The organism is Fibrobacter sp. UWB16, from assembly GCF_900215325.1.
Lineage (GTDB): Bacteria > Fibrobacterota > Fibrobacteria > Fibrobacterales > Fibrobacteraceae > Fibrobacter.
Map to the genome: position 1 here is coordinate 110,114 of NZ_OCMS01000005.1, position 16,670 is coordinate 126,783.

Genomic DNA, 16,670 nt, shown 5'->3' on the forward strand with positions numbered 1-16,670 from the left:
AGGAGATAGCCATGTTCAACAAAGTGCTTGTAGCAAACCGTGGCGAAATCGCTTGTCGCATTATTCGTACCCTGAAAGAGATGGGAGTAAAATCTGTTGCCGTTTATTCTGATCCGGATGAAACCGCAGCTCATGTATTGATGGCTGATGAAGCTGTTCGTATTGGCCCTGCTCCTGCCAAGGACAGTTACCTCAATGTCCCGGCCATTTTGGAAGCCATTAAGTCGACTGGTGCCGAAGCGGTCCACCCTGGTTACGGTTTCTTGAGCGAAAACGCAGATTTTGCAAAGACTCTAGAAGATAATGGAATTGCTTTTATCGGGCCGACTCCGAAGCACCTCATTGAATTTGGCCTGAAACACCGTAGCAAGGAACTTGCACAGGAATTTGATGTTCCGCTTGTTCCCGGTTCAGGTCTTTTGGAAAGCTTGGATGATGCTATTGCGCATTCCAAGGAAATCGGCTATCCGGTAATGCTCAAGAGTACCGCAGGCGGTGGTGGTATTGGCATGAGCATTTGCCACAGCGAAAAGGAACTCGTTGAAAGCTTTGACCGCATCAAGAGACTGAGTGAAAACAACTTCAAGAATGCGGGCCTCTTTGTCGAAAAGTATGTAGAACGTGGTCGTCATGTCGAAGTACAGGTCTTTGGCGATGGCGAAGGGAATGCTGTTGTGCTTGGTGAACGTGATTGCTCTGTGCAACGCCGTAACCAGAAGGTCATTGAAGAAACGCCTGCGCCTTGCTTGCCCGAAAAGACTCGCGAAGCGCTGCATGAGGCTGCTTTGCGACTTGCGCAGGGTGTTGCTTACCGTTCTGCCGGTACGGTCGAATTTATATACGACGCACCGAGCGACCGATTCTATTTCCTCGAAGTCAATACGCGTTTGCAAGTTGAACACGGTGTCACCGAAACGGTTTATGATGTTGATTTGGTGCGCTGGATGATTGAACTTGCGGCTGGAAATCGTCCCTTTGAAATTGGCGCAAAGTTTGTGCCGCATGGGCATGCCATGGAATTCCGCGTTTACGCCGAAGATCCGGGAAAGAATTTCCGCCCGAGCAGTGGTCTTTTGACGGAAGTAAACTTCCCGGAAGGCATCCGCGTTGATACATGGGTTTCTCGTGGCACGGAGGTCAGCGCATTTTACGATCCGCTTTTGGCAAAGGTCATTGTCGCGGGCAGTGACCGTGAAGATAATATCGAAAAGGCAAAGAAGGCTCTCGCCGAAGTCAAACTTTATGGCTTTGAAACGAACATCAAGCTTTTGCGCGATGTGCTTGAAATGCCGGATTTTGTATCGGGAAAGGTTTCGACTTGGATCTTGAACGATTACAAATATCGTGACAGGATTTTTGAAGTTCTCGCTCCGGGCTTGCAGACGACAATTCAGGATTATCCGGGTCGCTTAAAGTATTGGGATGTGGGCATTCCTCCTAGCGGTCCTATGGATAATTACAGCTTTAGGCTTGCGAACAAGATTGTCGGTAATGCCGAAAATGCGGCGGGAATCGAAATGACTCATTCGGGATGTACGCTTGCGTTCCATACGGATGCCGTGATTGCATTTACGGGTGGTGATTTCCCGGCGACTGTAAACAATATGCCGTGCCTGAAGAATACGCCTGTCGAAGTTCACGATGGGGATGTTCTCAAGTTCGGAGTTTCTAAGGCTGGACAACGCTGCTATTTGGCGATTCGCGGTGGTATTGATGTTCCTGATTATTTAGGTAGTAAGTCGACATTTACACTGGGCGGCTTTGGTGGCCACGGTGGACGTGCTTTGACTGCAGGAGATATCCTCCACATTGGAAACGATGCTTCTGGTGAAACGGTTATTCCGGCGGCAACGGCGCTTCCGTCGATTGGGACCGAATGGGAAATTGGTGTGATGTATGGCCCGCATGGCGCTCCGGATTACTTGACTGCCGAAGACATTCAAGAATTCTTTGCAGCAACGTGGGAAGTGCATTACAACTCTTCTAGAACGGGTATTCGCTTGATCGGTCCGCAGCCCAAGTGGGCAAGACCCGATGGTGGCGAAGCGGGACTCCATCCCTCGAATTTGCACGATAATGCGTATGCCGTAGGAACTGTGGACTTTACGGGTGATATGCCGATTATCTTGGGCGTTGATGGCCCGAGCCTTGGTGGTTTTGCTTGCCCGGTGACGATTGTTTCTGCAGAACTATGGAAAATGGGACAGTTGCGCAGTGGCGACAAGGTTCGCTTTATTCCGCTTTCTGTAGAAGATGCTGAAAAGATTCGAATTGCACGCGAAGAAATGCTTGCTGCTCCAGATAAGGTATCGAAACCGGTTCCGGCGCTTGTCTCCGCTCCAGTAACGTCTCCAATTATTTCGGAATACAACACTGATTCTGAAATGGAACATATTGTTGTTCGTGCCGACGGCGATGATAACGTGCTTGTCGAATTTGGCCCGGCGATTATCGATTTGCGTCTCCGCTTTACGGCTCACGCATGGATGCTCGCTGTTAAGGAACGTTTTGCGGATGTCCTCATTGATGTTACTCCGGGTATTCGCTCTATACAAATTCACTACGATATCAAAAAGATTCGTCAGAAGGATGTTTTGGAACGCCTCTGGGATTTGGCAGAACACCTGAGAAAGAACAAGCTGACGAAGGTCCCGACAAGAACCATTTATCTCCCGCTTTCGTGGGATGACCCGCAGACTCGTGTTGCCATCGAAAAGTATGTGACGACGGTTAGACCGGGCGCTCCTTGGTGCTGCCCCAACAATATTGAATTCATTCGCCGAGTCAATGGCCTTGATTCCATTGATGATGTCAAGCGGATTGTGTTTGATGCGGACTATCTCGTGATGGGTCTTGGGGATGTTTACCTTGGTGCTCCTGTGGCAACTCCGCTCGATCCGAGGCATCGTCTGGTTACGACCAAGTACAACCCGGCTCGTACATGGACGCCTGAAAATGCGGTGGGCATTGGTGGCGCTTACATGTGCGTTTATGGAATGGAAGGTCCGGGCGGTTATCAATTTGTCGGCCGTACGGTGCAAATGTGGAACCGCTTTAAAAAGACGAGTGATTTCCCGTTGCCGTATCTGTTGCGGTTCTTCGACCAGATTCGCTATTATGAAGTGAATGCGGATACGCTTTTGCAAATGCGAAAGGACTTTATCGCAGGCAAATTCCATGTCACTGTAGAGAACAGTTCCTTCGATATCGAGGAATACGAAAAGTTCTTGAAGGACAATGCGACATCTATTTCTGCATTCGAAGAAAAGCGAACCAAGGCTTTCGAAGAAGAAAAGGAACGCTGGATTGCAAATGGCCAGTTCACATTTGAAAGTCACAGCGCAGAGTCTGCTCCTGAAGCCGAAATTACGCTAGCCGAAGGAGAAGATGGCGTTTACAGCCCTGTTGCTGGCTCTCTTTGGAAGCTGATTGTCGCAAAGCCGGGAACATCGGTAAAGGAAGGTGATACTCTCGCCATCATTGAAAGTATGAAGACCGAAATTCCTGTGATTGCAACATGCGGAGGCATTGTGTCGCAGATTTTTGTGAAGGAATCCTCTGAAGTTAGAGCTGGGCAGTGCCTAGCATCCGTGAAATCATAAAAACAAACTCCTAATTCACGATCAAGCCTTTGCATTATTCCCTAATGCAGAGGCTTTCTTTTACGCTGATTTTTTCTTTGCCGAGTAGGCGGTGGAGTTTGCATCGGAAAAGCGGAATGGCGGCGATGGTGCCCGACGCGACAATCGGGATGGCGATGTAGGCGATTCCCGGTTGGTTGATTTGCGGTCTGAAAAAGAGTCGCAATATCAGGACAATCCACCAGTGAACTGCAAGAATTACGAGCGCATTGCGGGAAATATTGCGGAGGATTCCCTTGAAAATGCGGATGGGGGCAATGTTTGGAATCTTGCTCGCAAGCAGGAACGTGGCGATAAGGCCGATAATGCCTGTGATGGAACTTGCGACAAATTTCGGGAGGCTCTTGCCCAAATCGTTATTCATGATGCTGAAATTCGGGCTCGGCGATTCCAAAAATCCGTAGGCGACAAAACTTGCAATTCCGATGGCGACAACGATAGCTGTGTTTTTTGCGGCGTGAGCGGCGCTCGCAGAAATGGCGTTGTGGATTTTTTTGATGGGTTCCTTGCAAAGATATCCGCAGCCGAAGAAGAATAAAATCGTGAGGTCGCGTTCAATGCCTAGCGGCAAGTGAATGTGATTCTCGTTCAGGAGCCAACCGCCAAGGAGCCCTTCTATTGCCATAACGGCGAAAAACAGTTTGGGGTTGACTTGCTTTTTGGACATCTCATGAAGCAGGTAAAATAGCAAGCTGACGGAATAAAGAGTGAACACAAACCACAGCGGGCCCGCTCCGACCGAGGACTTCCCGGCGATGAAAATTTTAGCAATGTTCCAATAGATGTATTGCCATGTGTTGTTGATGTCGGGAATGGTATTCACGACCATCATTGTGGGGGCTTTTGGGTAGAGCGCGAAGTTGTAAACGACCGGGTCAATGGCTAAAAATAGGAACGAAAGGTAAAGGTAGGGTACTAACAGAACGCGCGTTTTATGGGTAAAGTAACTTTTGAAATTGGTAAAGCGTTTTGTGCTAAAAAGAAATCCCGAAATAAAGAAAAATGCCGACATGCGCAGTGCGCTTAAATGCCACATTCCAAGGTGCGCGTTCGGGAAATTCTGCTCAATGTGGAACAGGCAAACGAGCAAAAGAACGAATCCCTTGAATTCGTCAATCCACCCGATTCTTACCTGCCCGTTGTTCATTTGTTACTTCACTGTCATTCCCGTCCCGGAACAAGTCCGGGATGACTATCGGGAATCACCTTCTGGCTTAAATTAGTACCATCCCTTTTCGTTGCCAATGGTTGTGCTTGGTCCGTGGCCGGGAAATACGATGGTTTCTGCCGGGAGCGTAAGGAGCTTCGACTTGATGCCGCTCACGAGGGCGAATTCGTCACCGCCGTAGAGGTCGCTGCGACCGCGGCTTCCCGCGAAAATGATGTCGCCCGGGAAAAGGAGTGGTGGGACGTTATCTTGTCCGTTGACTTTGCCCGGATTTTCGCAGAAGAAGGCGAGACCGCCCGGGGAATGCCCAGCGACGTGAATCACTTGCAGACGGATTTCTGCAATTTCGACGATGTCGCCATCGCTCAGATAATTGCCCAACGCGGGGGCTAAATCGTTGCACGGGAGGCCGAACATTTGGCTCTGTTCTTTTTGCGCATCGAGAAGGAAAGTGTCGTCTTTGTGCGCTTCGGCCTTGATGCCAAAAGTGCGCTCTGCAAATGCGTTCCCGAGAACATGATCCAAGTGCAAATGCGTATTCAAAACGCGTACGACTTTGAGATTTTCACTCTTGAGGTAATCGGTGAGTGCCGCTTGTTCGCGGGCATTGCTCACGCTTGGGTCAATTAAAATGGCTTCGCCCTTGCTGTTGCTCAGGATGTAGCAGTTCACTCCGAACGGATTGAATACAAATTGCTTTATTTCCATAATAAACCCTTAACGTTTCTTTTGGCGATTGCGTAAACGACGTTGTATGCGACGTTCCCGTTTGAGAGTTTCCATCGAAACCGTGTGGAGAATGTCAATGACGCGTTCGCGGGCGTAAGACTTGTTCAGTTTTTTGTGCGTTACGTAGTCCAGCAAACACACGCATAAAAGTAACAATCCGACAAAAATCGAGAGTGAAATCGGCCAAAGATGGACGGTGAATTTAGCTGCAACGAGACCAAATGCGGGCGGCATCAAGATTGAACCGATGTAGGAACCGGCGAGCTGGATGCTAATCGCTTGACTCGAAAGCGATTCGCCGAAACGCGCAGGGGTTGCATGGATTAGTGACGGGTACACGGGTGCGCAACCGAGGCCGAGCAGGCAAATGCAGGCGGGCTGCAAGTTCAGCGGGAGCGGGATTGAAAGGATGAGGCAACCCACAGAGACGATGGCGATTCCAGCGTAAATCAGGCGATGGTCGGTAAACTTGATTGCAAAAAATCCGCTTGCAATGCGGCCAATCATCACGGATGCAAACATGAGCGAAACGATGAATGCTCCGATTTCGGGTTTGAATCCGCAAGCGATGAGGTAGGTGCCGCACCAAAGACTAGTCGAAATTTCGAGTGCCGAATAAAAGAAGAACGTGAGGAACGAAAGCTTCATTCCCGGGACGCGGAGCGCCTCGCGAATGCTGATGTGCGGCGCATTATTTGCGTTGTTGTCGGAGGGCGCGGCAGTTCTCGGCGCGTTTCCTGGGCTCGCGACTTTCACATTTTCAGAACTCGCCGGGATGGTGACGTTTTCTGAGAGCCCTCCACGCGCTTCTGTTTTTTTCCACAGCGGGAGCGAAATAAGAATCAACACGAAAATTGCGGTGAGGCTTGCGGCGACATATTCGTATGCTCCACGCCAACCGCTGCCGATCATAATCGAGAACGAAAGAAGCGATGGCCCAAGCGTTGCTCCGATGCCCCAGCTTGCATGCAACCAGTTCGTGTGCTTGGATTCCAGATAAATGGCGGCGAAGTTGTTCATCGCTACATCGACGGCGCCTGCGCCAATGCCCATCGGGATCGCCCAAAGGCAAAGGACGTTGAACGAATCCGCATTTCCGTAACCGACAGAGGCGATTGCGGTCAGCGCAATGCTGTAGGCGACAAGCTTTCCTGTGCCTAAAATGCGAAGAAATTTTGGTGTGCAGAGGCTAGAGACGATTGTCCCGAGCGATGCGATAATGGAAAGGATGCCCGCCGCAGAAATCGGCGTTTTAAGGTCTAAATGCATTAAGGGCCAAGCCGCCCCAAGAATGGTGTCGGGGAGACCTAGCCCAATAAATGCAACGTATATGACAACGAGGAGGAAAATGGCTTATTCCTTCACGCTCCAGGTCGTGCCTTCCTTAGAGTCCTTGATCACGATGTTCATCGCGGCAAGTTCATCGCGGATGCGGTCGCTTTCGGCCCAGTTCTTGTTGGCGCGTGCTTCCTTGCGGGCTGCGATCAAAGCTTCGATCTTAGCGGTATCGATGTTGTCGTTTGCGCCCTTCTTGGCGTATTCTTCACGCGGCTGGTCGAGCTTGAGACCAAAGATCTTGTCGAAGTCAGCCACGAGTGCAGCCTTTTCACCGTCATCGATGTCGCTCTTGAGCATCGTGTTCATGATGCCGAGTGCGCGCGGCATGTTGAGGTCGTCACCGATAGCGTCCTTGAATTCCTGCTGGAATGCCTTGGCAGCTTCGCTGGTAATAGCGGTTGCCTTGCCAATCAGCGGGTCCGTCTTCTTGTGCAAGCTCTTGAAGGCTTCCTTGGCGCCGGTGAGGGCTTCCCAAGTGAAGTTCAGGTAGTTGCGGTAGTGGCTGCCGAGTGCAAAGTAGCGGTAGTCGAGCGGGTTGAATCCGCGTTCCATGAGGAGCGTGACGGTCAAGAATTCGCCCGAGGACTTACTCATCTTGCCGAACTTCTGTTCGGTCGTGCCGTCTTCAAGCTTTTCTTCGCTTGCAGTGCGGAGGAATTCACCGTGCATCCAGAAGCGGCTGAACTGAACGCCGTTGGCGCATTCGCTCTGGGCGATTTCGTTCGTGTGGTGCACGCGGATGTGGTCTGTACCACCGCAGTGGATGTCGAGCGTCGGGCCGTTGTACTTCATGGCCATGGCAGAGCATTCGATGTGCCAACCCGGGAAACCAACGCCCCACGGGCTGTCCCATTCCATGGCGCGCTTCTTGTCCTTCGGACTGAACTTCCAAAGGGCAAAGTCCGTGGCGTTGTGCTTTTCGCCCATGTCGATGCGGCTACCCTTGCGGAGGTTTTCCACGTCGAGGCGTGCAAAGTCGGCATAGCGCGGGAACTTGAGGCTGTCGAAGTAGATGCCGTCCGAAGTGCGGTAGGTGAAACCCTTTTCTTCGAGCGTCTTCACCAAGTCAATCTGTTCCTGGATGTGGTCTGTGGCGCGCGTCCAGCGGGTCGGTTCCTGGATGTTGAGGCGGTGCCAGTCGGCCATGAATGCGTCGGTGTAGAACTTTGCGATGTCCCAGACGGACTTGCCTTCGCGGGCTGCGCCCTTTTCCATTTTATCGTCGCCGGTGTCGCCATCGCTAGTGAGGTGGCCCACGTCGGTGATATTCACGATGTGGTTGACCTTGTAGCCGTAGTAGTTGAGCGTGCGGACGAGGAAATCTTCAAAAATGTAAGTGCGGAGGTTGCCGATGTGGGCAAAGTGGTACACCGTTGGACCACAACAGTACATACGCACGGCGGGAACGCCTTCGGGAAGAGTGAACAGTTCTTTCTTGCGTGATGCGGTGTTGTAGAATTGAAGTGCCATAAAGCCTCCGGTTAATGCGGCGCAACATGCGCCAAACATGCTAATGCGCGAGGCAATTTAGAAATTTTTACAAGGGACGGCAATTGTGCGGAGACAATAACTGGCTATAGGATTTGGCTAATTCCGTCAATGTCGCGGCCATTGTAATCGTTAAACCCTGTTGTATTGACTTCAACGGAAATTGGGCGGCGGAATGGTCCGTTTTGGAGCATGGAATTTATATTAAGAAAAAATGGAGTGTTCAATGATGTTAAAAAAGTTGCCTGTGATTGCTGCATCTGCAGCTTTGAGCTTTTGGGCATGTGGTGAAGACGGTTCTATTATGAATCCTAATGGCGGGGCGTATGCTCCCGCAGGAACCTCTTCTAGCAGTGATGCTTTTGGAATTGAATCTAGCTCTGGCATTTTAGATATTGATGTTGAAATTTGGAGCTCTAGCAACGGCGCTTTGCCTGGCAACGTAGTTTCTAGTTCAAGCAATGCATTGCCGGGCAATATCGTTTCGAGTTCTAGCGTTGTGCCGAACGTCGGCGCCTCTAGCTCTAGCAATGTTATTCCTGTCGTGTCGTCTAGTTCTAACAATGCAGTCCCTGGCAGCTCGGAATCTGGCGACAATGAGAACGATAACGAAGATGCTAGAACTTTGGATGGTACACAGATTCTCCTGAAACTTGCTGGAACTTCGGCGACTGTCGAAAACAACAATGGCTGCGTTGAAATTGCAGACAAAAGCGCAACGATTACTTGCCCGGGCGCTTACTACGTCACCGGCGAATCGTCCGATTTCCAGGTGGTCGTGAATACTCCGGGTGCCGAAAACGAAGGCAACACGGGCGTCTATCTTCACAATGCGACGATTAAGAGCTCCAATGCTCCGATTCTCGTGAAAAATGCTGACAAGACGGTTCTCCATTTGGTCAAGGGTACGAGCAACGTGGTTGAAGACGGTAATGGTAATCACTTGTTCGTAAAGGTCAATGGTGCTCAGGATACGGCAAAGGCTGCTATTTATTCGAGAGACGATTTGAATATCAAGGGTGCCGGTACTTTGACCGTCAAGGGAAAGTTCAAAAACGGCATCCAGTGCAGTAACGATCTTAAAATCAAGAACGGCAACATTACTGTTGAAGCCGAAGAAAACGCCATCAAGGGCAAGGGTAGCCTCCAGATTTCTGGCGGTACGCTGAATCTCACGGCCAAGAAGGGTGACGCCCTTGAAAGTGACGAATGCGAAGAAGGTGACGATGGCAAGTGCAAGTCCTTTATCGACGGCAAGGGCATTGTCGATATCCGCGGTGGCAACATCACCATTAAAGCGGGTGATGATGGCATCCAGGCTGCTCATTATGTCATGGTGAGCGATTCTACGGAGCCGTCAACGGTCAAGGTGACTTCTACAGGCAAGGGCTTGGTGGCTGAAAAGTTCATCTATGTGAACGGCGGTAACATCAATGTGACTGCCGATGACGATGCTCTGCATACAAAATACAAAGTCTTCATGAATGCTGGTGATGTGACCATTTCTACGAAAGACGATGGTATCCATGCGGACTCCGCCTTGCATTTGAGCGGTTCTACGATTAATGTGGTCACTGCTTATGAAGGTCTTGAAGCGTATAAGATTTTCGCAGAAGGTGGCGTCACGGCTACATTTGCCACAAATGATGGCTGGAACGCTGCGGGTGGCGCTAAGGAAAATGCCGGTGGTTATTCCATGTTCAGCGAATCTAGTGGTCATGCTGTGATTAGTGGCGGTCACCACTACATCGCATCGAAGGGCAACATGATTGACGTGCTTGACGCCAATGGTTCTGCAAAGATGACGGGTGGTGTGTTGATTCTTGAAATTACCGGTCAAAGCTATGAAAATGGCGGTATGGGCGGTGGCTTCCCTGGTGGTGGCGGCTGGGGAGGCGGCTTTGGCGGTTTCCCGGGTATGGGTGGCCAACAGGGTGGTGGCAATGGATGCCCCTCCAATATGGCGGGCGGTCTCATCGATACGGACACGGGCTTTGAAATTACGGGTGGTGTGCTCCTCGCATTCGGTGACTACTCGACCGACACACCGAATTGCGCTTCTGTCAGCTTCACGAGTGATAATTACTACGGTACAGAAAATGCAGCTTTCAAGCCGGAATACCATGGCAACACGATTTTCTACGGTGGCGATGTGAAGTCCGTAAGTCAGGTGAATACCGCTGGAATGAAGGAATTCAAGTTCCCCAATGGCAAGATTTACATGTACAAGTAAGTCAAGTTTTTGAATAAATAGGTACAAAAATGGCTGCGAGAAATCGCAGCCTTTTTGCTATGAAATTTTGCGATTCTATAGCAGCCTTTTTAATCCCTCGATATTGCGGAGCACGATTGCTCCGCGTTTGATTTCAACAAGCCCTTTGGTGGCGAATTCCTTGAGCATGCGGGCGACCACTTCTCGGGCGGAATTCACGTCTCGCGCGATTTCTTCTTGTGTCTTTTTGACTTCGGGCTTGTCGCTACTTTCGTATGAATTAATCAAGTAATTGGCAAGGCGTTGGTCGAAACGCTTGAATAGCATCTGCTGAATGGCCCAAATCGTCTGTGAATAGCGTTCCGTTTCACGTTCAAAAACGAATGAACGCACGTGAATGTTCAAGTCCATGAGCTTAGCGCAAACAGAGGAGGGAATGACGAGTACGGTTGTATCTTCTTCGGCGGTGACGATTGTTTCGAATGTCAACTGGTGGATCACGCATGAGGCTGTCGAAATACAAAATTCGTTCGCGTGCGCACGGTACAGTGTGACTTCGCGACCTTCATCCGAGATAAGGCTCACGCGGATGCCTCCGCTCAAAATGAGGATAATCCCGAGACAGGCGGAACTGTTGCTGCTGACAATCTGGTCTTTATTAAAGTGCTTGATCATCGCGCGTTGCGAAACTAACGCTTTTTCTTCAAGCGAAAGATTTCCCCAAAACGGAATTTTCTTGACAATTTGACTAATCGGTTCGACCATAGCGAGCTCCCTCTAGAGGGAATATATAAAAATCTCCCCTTTCGGGGAGCGTAGAAATTATATCATCTTCACGATTTGGTCTTTTGGGCGGACGCCAACTGCGGAATTTGTGACTTTGCCGTCTTTCATGACCACGAGCAGCGGGATGCTGGACACGCGGAACATGGCGGCGAGATCACCTTCTTCATCGACGTTGACCTTGCAGACTTTGACTTTGTCCTTGTACTCCTCGGCGATTTCCGAGATGGTGGGCGAGAGCATACGGCACGGGCCGCACCATGGTGCCCAGAAATCAATCAGAACGGGTTTGTCGGATTTAAGGACTTCTTGTTCAAAGTTTGCGCTAGTGATTTTTAATTCAGCCATTGTTTTACCTTTCCTTTTTTTGTTTTATTTTAAACTCTTTTCTTTTACACCTATATTTTAGATAATCACAAGGCTTTAGACTGTGACTAGGTCACATTAACGAAAAATCTTTTTTTGGGGGGGGATGAAAAAGGCCGCGATATTGTGTCGCGACCTTTATCAGAGTTGTCATCCCCGTCGCCAGTCCTCGTTTGACGGGGATCTCCATTACTTAATGGCGATTTGTTTGGTAAGTCTTGTTACGCCTTGACGGATTTGAACAACGTATAATCCTTCGGAAATTGAAGAAAGTTCAATGTAGCCTTTAACACACTTTGTACTGAACACGGGGCGGCCCTGCATGTCGAATATGTCGACCTTTGTAGCTGCCTTCGAAGCCAAATCTGTTATGAATAGCGCGCGTCCGGCAAGGTGCATGGAAACGTTGCTTGGCTTAGTGAATGTTTTGATATCAATGGGATCGCCGCAATTCCCTGTTCCGCAATCTTTGGGCGGGTTGAGAACGGATTCTGGGTACGGAGTTTTAACTTCAGAAGCAGGGTGTGCCTTAAGGCTTGCCATGACGCTATCGTATGCGGGCTTAGGGTTGTATTGCTTGTCGTAAAGGAGCCCTTCGGTCTTGCCTTGCTGTTCATCAAGCCAGCTGTGAGCATCGGTCAATCCCCAAATCACGAATTCGCCCATATTCGGCTCTTCGAGGAATACGTCCATGAATTGGCGGTACAAGTGCCCTTGCTTGGCGTAGTCCGCTTCGGTGAGCTTGCCTGCTGAACCCTTCGGGAATCCAATGTCGAGCTCGGTAATGTTCAACGTCACGTTGAGTTCTGCAAGTGCTTTGGCGAGTGCGCGCACGTTTTGCGGAGTTGTTTCGTGTGCAATTTCGATGTGGGTTTGCGTGCCTACGCAGGTGATAGGAATGTTGTTTGCTTTCCAACGCTTGACCTGTTCCACGACAAAGCTTGCCTTGGAACCTTCGCGGAGGCCCCATTCGATGGAATAATCGTTGTAGCAGAGCTCTGCATCCGGGTCGGCTTCGTGCGCCCAGACAAATGCGGAATCCAAAAATTCGGCACCGATGCCTTCGTACCACACGGAGTTAGTCGAACGCCAGTCGGCATTGTAATCGTCATTGACGGCTTCGTTCACTACGTCCCATTCGGCGATTTGACCTTTCCAGTGGCTGACAACTTTGGTGATGTGGTTCTTGAGGATGGCTAGCAACTTTTCTTTTTGGCCCTTATAGTCATTTACCCAGTTTGCAACTTGGCTGTGCCAGGCGAGAGCGTGTCCGCGAACGCGGAGTCCGTTGGCCTGTGCGTATTTGACCATCTTGTCGCCCTTTTCGAAGTTGAATTCGTCTTCTTTGGGCTCGGTGGCGTCGAACTTCATTTCGTTTTCGGCGACGACCACGTTGAATTGCGTCTTGTGAATTTCTTCGAATTCCGGTTCAATCGCATCGTTGAACCATTCGCTGTTCAAAATGGTGCCGATAAAGCGGCCGCGTTCCTTGGCGAGTTGTCGTATGGTTTCGTCAGCGGCTTGGGCGTTCATGAAGCCTGCGCCTATAATTGCGGCACCGAGTGCAATGTGCGATAAAGAATGAATCTTTTTCATTTTATATCCCTCTATCAACCCATTTGCACCAACCCGAAAGATACATAAAACGTTCGAGAAAGTCAAATAAAAAAGGGACCAGGAAAATCCTAGTCCCTAGTAATTAAGAGGTGAAATCTATTTTATGGAAATCCGTTTGGTTAAATTCGTGGATCCGTTTTGCACTCGTACCACGTAAAGGCCTTCGGCAATGTTACTTAGATCGACTGTTCCGTTAATGCAATTTGTGCTGTACACGGGACGACCTTGCAAATCGAGCAAGTCGACCTTTGCGGCGTTTTTCGAAGCCAATCCCGTCACGAACAGCGTGCGTCCGGCGACATGCAAAGAAAGACTATTGGGTGCATTGAACTGCTTGATGGATTGTCCCGGATCCAGTGCGGTTGAATCTTTTGCCGTGGAGTCCTTGACTGTAGAATCTGCTTTTGCTGAATCCTTCGGCGGTTCGTAAGTCTGGAGTCTTACCAAGATGCTGTCAAATGCCGGCTTCGGTTTCAAATTGTCATCGTAGATAAGGCCTTTTTGTCGGTTGAGCCCGCCAAGCCAGCTCCATTTGTCAGATACGCCCCAAATCAAGTATGTGTCCGCATTCGGTTCTTCGAGAATGATGTCGAGGTATTGACGGAAAGTTTGTCCCTGACGTTCAAGATCGCTCTTGCTGACGTTGATTCCGCTCTTGAATCCGATATCGAGCTCGGTGATTTTCAGCTTGACGTTGAGTTTTGCAAGTTCCTTGGCGAGGGAGCGGAGACTATCCGGCGAACCGATAAAGTGCTTGTCGGTGGTGGTGTCTTCCACGTGTGTTTGGGAACCCACGCAATGGATAGGAATGCCGTTTTTGACCCAGCGCTTCACCTGTTCTAGCAAAAATCCTGCCTTGGCTTTCGGATTGACGCCCTGTTCGAGGTTGTAGTCGTTATAGCAGAGTTCTGCATCCGGGTCTACAGCGTGAGCCCATACGAATGCGGAATCGATGAATTCCGGACCGATACCCTGGTACCACACGGAACCGGTGCGCCACTGGGGCTCGTTGTTGCTGATTGCTTCGTTCACCACGTCCCATTCGGCGACCTGACCTTTCCAGTGGCTGACAACCTTTTCGATGTGGTTCTTGAGAACGGCGAGCAATTTCTTTTTATCGTTCTTGTAGTTGTTTACCCAGCCCGGAACTTGGCTGTGCCAGGCGAGGGCGTGGCCACGGACGCGCATGCCGTTTTGCTGTGCGTAACGGACCATCTTGTCGCCATTGTTGTAATTGAATCTCCCTTCTTGCGGTTCGGTGGCGTCGAACTTCATCTCGTTTTCGGCAACGACGATGTTGAATTGGGATTTGTGGATCTGTTCGTAATTGCCAGGAAGGCCTCCGCCGAACCATTGCGAGTTCAAAATCGCGCCGATGTAGATTCCGTTTTTATCGGCAAGGGATCTAAGGGTTTCATCTGCGGCGAAGGCGTTTGTTAATCCTGCACCGAATAGGGCCATGCTAAGCATAAGACCCGCGAATGCGTGAGTCTTTTTCATCTTTTGTACTCCTTTTAACCCTAATCCTAATGAGTACCCAATATTATTTAAGATAAACAAAAAGTAAGCTAAAAGATGTAAAGAAAAATATGCAAAGTTCCACGATAACCAAAATAATGGTAACGCTATTGAACACCTCCCTTTTAAAATTGAATATCTTTTTATCAGTAAAGTTTAAGTTGGAGGTTCTCGTGTCTCGTTCCTTGAAGTTTTCGCTTGCTTTGTCGGCTGCGGTTGCCGCATCTGCAATGCTTTCGGCCTGTGAAAAACAGGACGCTCAGCAGTCTAAGACCCAACCCGCGCCTGCTGCCGAAGTGACTCCGCAACAGTCCAAGTCCGTCGTGGTTTATTTCTCTCAGACGGGTGCCACCAAAAAGTTGGCTCAGGTTTTCAAGGAAGCCCGCAATGCAGACGAATTTGAACTCCAGCTTGTAAAGCCGTTCCCTTCGACTTACGACAGCACGATTGCCGAAGTCCGTGCCGAACGCGAAAGCAAGCGGTGGCCTGCTCTTGTGAATGCAAAAGTGGAACTCGCCAAGTACGATACCGTGTTCCTCGGTTACCCGATTATGTTCGGAACTTTCACTCCGCCGATTTACACATTCCTTGACGCAAACGACTTGAGCGGCAAGGTCGTAGTGCCGTTCTGCACTTACGGTAGCGGCGGTCGCAAGGCGAGCGCCGATGAACTCAAGACTCTTGAACCGAAAGCCAACGTGACGATCGCTTATGGAATTTCTAACAAGCGAATTACTGCTGAAGGCGGTGTCGAAAAGGCTAAGGAAGAAGTCGCGACATTCTTTGCTAATCTTGAAACGGGCAAGACTGAAGAAATGCTTGCTGGTGGCTTCTCGGAACAGCGCCCGCTCACGGCCGAAGATTCTGCCGTGTTTGCCGCAGCTACCAAGGATTACGCCTATTTGGGCTTAAAACCACTCAGCGTCTCGACGCAGGTTGTCGCTGGAATGAACTACCTCTTCGTTTGCGAAATGAAGGCTTTCGGTGGACCGGCAACGCAGACGAATGTCAAGATTTTCAAGCCGCTTCCGGGCCGTGGTGAACCGGAAATGATTGTCGTCGAAAAGTAAATTTGGAATATGAATTATATATCATCTGCTCTTGTAATAGCTCTCGTTGCGTCCAGCGCATCTCTTGCTGCCCCCAAAGCAAAAAAACAAGAACTCAAGGACCCGCGTGATAAGCAAAAGTACCGCCTTGTCAAAATTGATGACCGCACATGGATGGCGGACAACTTGAACTACAAAATGCCGGGCAGCACTTGCTATAGGGAAGATGACGATAATTGCATGGTCTATGGTCGCCTCTACACTTGGGATGCGGCAAAGTCTGCATGCCCTGCCGGTTTCCGCTTGCCGACAAACGAAGATTTCGAGAGCTTGTGGAAAGCCGCCGGTGGCGACTTCAATGCCGGCTATTTGATCAAGGCAAATTATGGATGGTCCGGCGAAACGAACGGAAACGATACGCTCAAGTTCAGCGCAATGCCATCCGGAAACATGTTTGATGATGGCACATACGGCAACGAAAGCAAGTTCGCGTTCTTCTGGAGCGCAAACACCGAAGCTAATGAAGCATCGGTGTGGTATCTTTCGTCAAAGTCGATGGGCTTTAGCTACATGATGAAGCCGAAAGCGTTCGGATTCTCAGTCCGCTGCGTGCAGTAAACGGATAGCTTCAGATTCTATCTTGCATAATCCTCGTCGTTAGGCGAGGATCTGTTTTTAATGTCATCCCCGCTTTTTTGTCATGCCCGCGCAGGCGGGCTTCTCCTATTTTTAGAAAATAAGTTATTTTAGGGTTTAGAAAT

At 49.9% G+C, this 16,670-nt stretch carries 12 protein-coding genes; 4 read left to right on the forward strand and 8 right to left on the reverse strand.

The window, feature by feature from the left end; all coding sequences use genetic code 11:
• Positions 1–11 precede the first annotated feature (11 nt).
• Positions 12–3,602, forward strand: a complete 3,591-nt coding sequence (uca, locus tag CRN95_RS13410; protein ID WP_097021193.1) for an urea carboxylase — start codon at positions 12–14, stop codon at positions 3,600–3,602.
• Positions 3,603–3,636: 34 nt separating this feature from the next.
• Here the strand turns inward: uca and CRN95_RS13415 are convergent, their stop codons facing one another.
• From CRN95_RS13415 to cysS, 4 genes are all read right to left on the reverse strand, one after another.
• Complete coding sequence (locus CRN95_RS13415; RefSeq protein ID WP_097021194.1) at positions 3,637–4,788, reverse strand: acyltransferase; 1,152 nt, start codon at positions 4,786–4,788, stop codon at positions 3,637–3,639.
• Positions 4,789–4,860: 72 nt separating this feature from the next.
• Positions 4,861–5,517, reverse strand: coding sequence for an MBL fold metallo-hydrolase (locus tag CRN95_RS13420; RefSeq protein WP_097021195.1), 657 nt, complete (start codon positions 5,515–5,517; stop codon positions 4,861–4,863).
• 9 nt (positions 5,518–5,526) lie between these two features.
• A complete protein-coding gene (locus CRN95_RS13425) occupies positions 5,527–6,888 on the reverse strand; it encodes a sugar MFS transporter (protein ID WP_097021196.1) in 1,362 nt (453 codons plus the stop codon).
• A gap of 3 nt (positions 6,889–6,891) precedes the next feature.
• Positions 6,892–8,346, reverse strand: coding sequence for a cysteine--tRNA ligase (cysS, locus tag CRN95_RS13430; RefSeq protein ID WP_097021197.1), 1,455 nt, complete (start codon positions 8,344–8,346; stop codon positions 6,892–6,894).
• Positions 8,347–8,590: 244 nt separating this feature from the next.
• Here cysS and CRN95_RS13435 point away from each other — a divergent pair, with 244 nt between their 5' ends.
• A complete protein-coding gene (locus CRN95_RS13435; RefSeq protein ID WP_097021198.1) occupies positions 8,591–10,597 on the forward strand; it encodes a carbohydrate-binding domain-containing protein in 2,007 nt (668 codons plus the stop codon).
• Positions 10,598–10,672: 75 nt separating this feature from the next.
• Here CRN95_RS13435 and CRN95_RS13440 read toward each other — a convergent pair whose 3' ends face one another.
• The 4 genes from CRN95_RS13440 to CRN95_RS13455 form a co-directional block, all read right to left on the reverse strand.
• On the reverse strand, positions 10,673–11,341 hold the full coding sequence (locus CRN95_RS13440; protein ID WP_097021199.1) for a Crp/Fnr family transcriptional regulator: 669 nt from the start codon (positions 11,339–11,341) through the stop codon (positions 10,673–10,675).
• 57 nt (positions 11,342–11,398) lie between these two features.
• Entirely contained in the window at positions 11,399–11,707 is a 309-nt protein-coding gene (trxA, locus tag CRN95_RS13445) for a thioredoxin (protein WP_097021200.1), read from the reverse strand.
• Positions 11,708–11,914: 207 nt separating this feature from the next.
• A complete protein-coding gene (locus tag CRN95_RS13450; RefSeq protein WP_097021201.1) occupies positions 11,915–13,321 on the reverse strand; it encodes an endo-1,4-beta-xylanase in 1,407 nt (468 codons plus the stop codon).
• Between the two features lie 117 nt (positions 13,322–13,438).
• Entirely contained in the window at positions 13,439–14,842 is a 1,404-nt protein-coding gene (locus CRN95_RS13455; RefSeq protein WP_097021202.1) for an endo-1,4-beta-xylanase, read from the reverse strand.
• A 191-nt stretch (positions 14,843–15,033) separates the two neighbouring features.
• Between CRN95_RS13455 and CRN95_RS13460 the strand changes: the two genes are divergently transcribed.
• Together CRN95_RS13460 and CRN95_RS13465 are read left to right on the forward strand one after the other, a co-directional pair.
• On the forward strand, positions 15,034–15,930 hold the full coding sequence (locus CRN95_RS13460) for a flavodoxin (RefSeq protein WP_097021203.1): 897 nt from the start codon (positions 15,034–15,036) through the stop codon (positions 15,928–15,930).
• Positions 15,931–15,939: 9 nt separating this feature from the next.
• On the forward strand, positions 15,940–16,527 hold the full coding sequence (locus CRN95_RS13465; protein WP_097021204.1) for a fibrobacter succinogenes major paralogous domain-containing protein: 588 nt from the start codon (positions 15,940–15,942) through the stop codon (positions 16,525–16,527).
• Positions 16,528–16,670 lie beyond the last annotated feature (143 nt).